Here is a 1,965-nt window from a genome sequence, read left to right as displayed (position 1 = left end):
CTTGGGCTATCCTGATGCCCTGTATTCGAGGGAATATCTAGCTCTAGCTTGTCAGGGTTCCAGTAAATCGTGACCGGCTTTTCACCCTCTGTTGTAAACTCATACAGCCCAGTCAGTGTGTTGAGTTTCATCTCACGCACAGGTACTTCGGATAAACCGCTTTCCGTTGGCGTGTGATAGCCTTTCGGGGATAGACGCCCATGGCCATCATCTTCCCAACGAAAACGCACCCGCGTTGGCGCCTTACCTCGGGACTCGGCCAACTGAGCTAATCTCATCTGGTTGATGAAATCCTGCTCTCCACTGTTCAGCGTCCGTGGCATCATCCCAACCAGCGCCACTGCAATTGGCGCTCCCACACCGGCGGCGGCAACCTCACCAAACGGCACTGCAGCGCGAACCGCCCATGTACCGGATGTTATAAAACGCCCACCAACCCACTCAAGCGCCGCCGAACCTGACGGAAACACAGTGCGAGCCGCTAAAGGCGCGACCACTGCGGATGATTCCCCGCCAAATAGCTTTTTGTACCACGGTTTTTCCGGCTCGGGTGCTGTCTCAGGCCGTTTTGCACTCTGCGCATGTTGTTCCGGTTCAGGCAATGGCACCGCCCGAAAATACCCCATCAGCGCAAAATTTTCGTGCGTCTCCGGTTCAGTTCCTGCCTCAGTATTTCCGTCACCGCGCTCTCGCGATTTAGCAAACACCGGCGTTGAAACATTCTCTTGTTCAGTCGCCACCGGCTCCTCTTCGGGCTTTTTAGCCGCCTGAGCGAATTGTTGTGGCGTTGATATTGAGGGTTGTTCCGCTGATGCGCCTATTTCCGACTCTAACCATCCAAGAGGCGCGATGAGCCGATTACTCCCGCTTGGGCATCCACATAATACCAATGAACCATCAACCGCCGTCGCTCGGCCATTGTATGTCGATCGTGAATCGCCGCTAATGATTCTGCCGACTTTGCCACACTTCGGGCACGCGGTGGTTACATCATCGATACGCAAAATACCGCGATTATTCTGCGATGCATTGGGTAAACTCGTCAGACATATGGCGCCTGTCGTTGTTTTATCGCCATGCAATCCTTGCCCTTTGCCATTCACACTCATGCGATTCATCAGTGACACTCCACCAAGAAATCATCAGATACTGCCTCGCCTGAGCGTTTAATCATCAGTAAACTATCTTGGGGCGTATTTATGACTTCATCACCATTATCTCTACGGCGATCAGTGAATACTGCTTGATCCTGTCCAAAGCGATACTCTTTACCCGCGCAGGTCAAAATCAGTGCCGTAGTACCATCAGGATAAATTACGCTATCGCCCACCTGTGCTGGTCGTGCAGAAACATCATTTTTCAGATAAATCATCACCTCATTAGAGGCTATTTTGGTGGTTTCACCGTCTCTAATTTGGCTACCTTTTGCTGCAAAGCGAAAAATATCAACGGGAGGATGAGCGAGAATATAGGCTTTCTGCTCTTGAATAATTACCCTGCTATCGCCACTTAGGCTTGATAGCATTTCGTCGCTACAGGTTGATATATCAAGGTTTGAAAGGATTTTAGGTATGAGCTCATTCGTGTACATCCGAGGGAATTGTTTAGTCGTCATACAGCAATAGCCCTTATTAATGAATGGTTATAAATAAAACAATACATTAATAAAACTATTGGTGACTACCCCTTTTCTGCTGTCTAGGCTAGACATCAACAAGTAACCTCTCAATGTTGAGTTGAAAACGATTAATATTTTTCGGGATTAAACCTTATTTCTATTCTACTTTCACATTCCCGCTTCGTGATGCTGGCGCTACACCTCATCATTAAAAAAGGCACCCTAAGGTGCCTTCGAATCATGCTATCAACTAGAAGTTATACTTCACGCCAATCATGGCCGTGCTGTCGTTATAGCCTTTATCACCAACTTGCGTTCCTACATTGCCCCATAGGTTCAAACGTGGA

Annotated in this window: 3 protein-coding genes; all 3 read right to left on the bottom strand. The window is 48.7% G+C overall.

What is annotated here, in order from left to right:
- Window positions 1-1,118: S-type pyocin domain-containing protein (locus tag M988_RS08760; protein WP_064573711.1), on the bottom strand; the 1,118-nt coding region annotated here is incomplete at its 3' end.
- Entirely contained in the window at window positions 1,118-1,615 is a 498-nt protein-coding gene (locus tag M988_RS08755; protein WP_156518164.1) for a hypothetical protein, read from the bottom strand. The genes M988_RS08760 and M988_RS08755, both read right to left, overlap by 1 nt.
- 253 nt (window positions 1,616-1,868) lie before the next feature.
- Window positions 1,869-1,965 (bottom strand): autotransporter outer membrane beta-barrel domain-containing protein (locus M988_RS23355; protein WP_156518163.1); only part of this gene is annotated, 97 nt, incomplete at its 5' end.

This window comes from Hafnia paralvei ATCC 29927, assembly GCF_001655005.1.
Taxonomy (GTDB): Bacteria; Pseudomonadota; Gammaproteobacteria; order Enterobacterales; family Enterobacteriaceae; genus Hafnia; species Hafnia paralvei.
This window is presented reverse-complemented; position numbering and strand designations above follow the sequence as displayed.

What these genes read in the sequence shown, in the direction of transcription:
- M988_RS08755 (WP_156518164.1), bottom strand. Translation starts at nt 1,615, where the DNA reads ATGACGACTAAACAATTCCCTCGGATGTACACGAATGAGCTCATACCT.